Here is a 1,655-nt window from a genome sequence, read left to right on the forward strand (position 1 = left end):
TGCTTCCGAAAATCCTATCGGATTTTCTGTTTGGTTTTTATTTGCTAAATTCAGTGCTTAATCGGGCCACTAATCATATGCAGAAACGTTGCCCACAATTAAACCAAACCGCATATGAAAAGAATTATACCGCTATTATTATTGACTTTATTACTTCAAAATTGTAAAGAAGTGGAATTCAAAAATGGAGGACACTTTAAAGCGGAAAATAATGATTTGTTTTATGCGCTTTGGATAAGTTCTGAAATGGACTCGATACAATTCTTTGTTGTGGATGAATGGCCAATAGACATCACTGAAGAAACTCTTGCGGAAAAACAGAATCGTGAAATGTCAGTAATCGGAAATATTGATGTTAGAGAGAATGAAATATTAATTACCGAATTAGAAAGTAACTTTCCACCATCAGAAAGACCAAAACTTAAAAATTTGATAATTAAAAACGGAAATATTTACGTTGATTGTGATAATATAACTGAATATGTTTGGGGAAAAACTGATTTAGGTAATTGTAAATCGAAAGAGATTGAATTCAGCCGAATGAAAAAATAACTGTGGGCAACACCGTATATAATTTATTGCTGGCTTCTCGCTTACTTACGAAAGTCCTCTCGGACTTTCTTGGTCGGTAATTATTTACTAAATTAGTTGCTTGAAACACGCAACAAACCATATACAATCACGTTGTAAGTAATGCCGAAAAACCCAGATACCAAGTGAATAAAACAATATTTGAAATTACCAAAATGGATTGTCCTTCAGAGGAAAATCTTATCCGAATGAAATTGGACGGAATTTCAAGCATTGCGAATTTGGACTTTGATATTCCGAATCGAAAATTGACCGTTTTTCACAGCGGAGAAATTGACCAAATCGAAAAGTCCGTTATCGAATTGAATTTAGGTGGAAAAAAAATCTCAACGGAACAAACCGACCAAACGGAATTTAAAGAAAACGAAAATCAGAAAAAACTACTTTGGTCTGTACTTGCCATAAATTTTGCTTTTTTCATTATTGAAATGACAACAGGAATTATCTCAAAATCTATGGGACTTGTTGCCGATAGTTTAGATATGCTTGCGGACAGTTTTGTGTACGGAATTAGTTTGTTTGCGGTTGGCGGAACAGTAATAAAGAAAAAACGGATTGCCAAACTTGCTGGATATTTTCAAATAATACTTGCGATTATTGGATTTGTAGAAGTCTTGAGAAGATTTTTCGGAAACGAGAAACTTCCCGATTTTTCAACAATGATTATAGTTTCGATTTTTGCACTTATTGCAAACGGAATTTGTCTTTATATTTTGCAAAAGTCAAAGAGCAAAGAAGAAGCACATATGAAAGCGAGTATGATTTTCACTTCGAATGACGTGATTATCAATTTGGGAGTAATTATTGCAGGAATTTTAGTGCATTATTTGAGTTCTAATAAACCTGATTTGATTATCGGAACAATTGTTTTTGCATTGGTAATTCAAGGAGCATTTCGGATTTTGAAATTAAGTAAGTGAACTAAAAAAGCACTACTTACAACAACGTGTATAATTAATGGCTGGTTCTCGCCTACTTACGAAAATCCTCGCGGATTTTCTATTCGGTTTTTATTTGCTAAATTAGGTGCTTAAACACGCCACTAATCATACACAAAACCGTTG

General features: G+C 33.5%; 2 protein-coding genes. Both read left to right on the forward strand.

What is annotated here, in order from left to right:
• Window positions 1–114: 114 nt before the first annotated feature.
• Entirely contained in the window at window positions 115–552 is a 438-nt protein-coding gene (locus K8089_RS15985; protein WP_237604295.1) for a hypothetical protein, read from the forward strand.
• Window positions 553–716: 164 nt separating this feature from the next.
• Window positions 717–1,511: a cation transporter gene (locus K8089_RS15990; protein WP_167919739.1), complete on the forward strand. Its 795-nt coding sequence runs from the start codon at window positions 717–719 to the stop codon at window positions 1,509–1,511.
• Window positions 1,512–1,655 lie beyond the last annotated feature (144 nt).

Source organism: Aequorivita vitellina (assembly GCF_022008365.1).
Classification (GTDB): domain Bacteria; phylum Bacteroidota; class Bacteroidia; order Flavobacteriales; family Flavobacteriaceae; genus Aequorivita; species Aequorivita vitellina.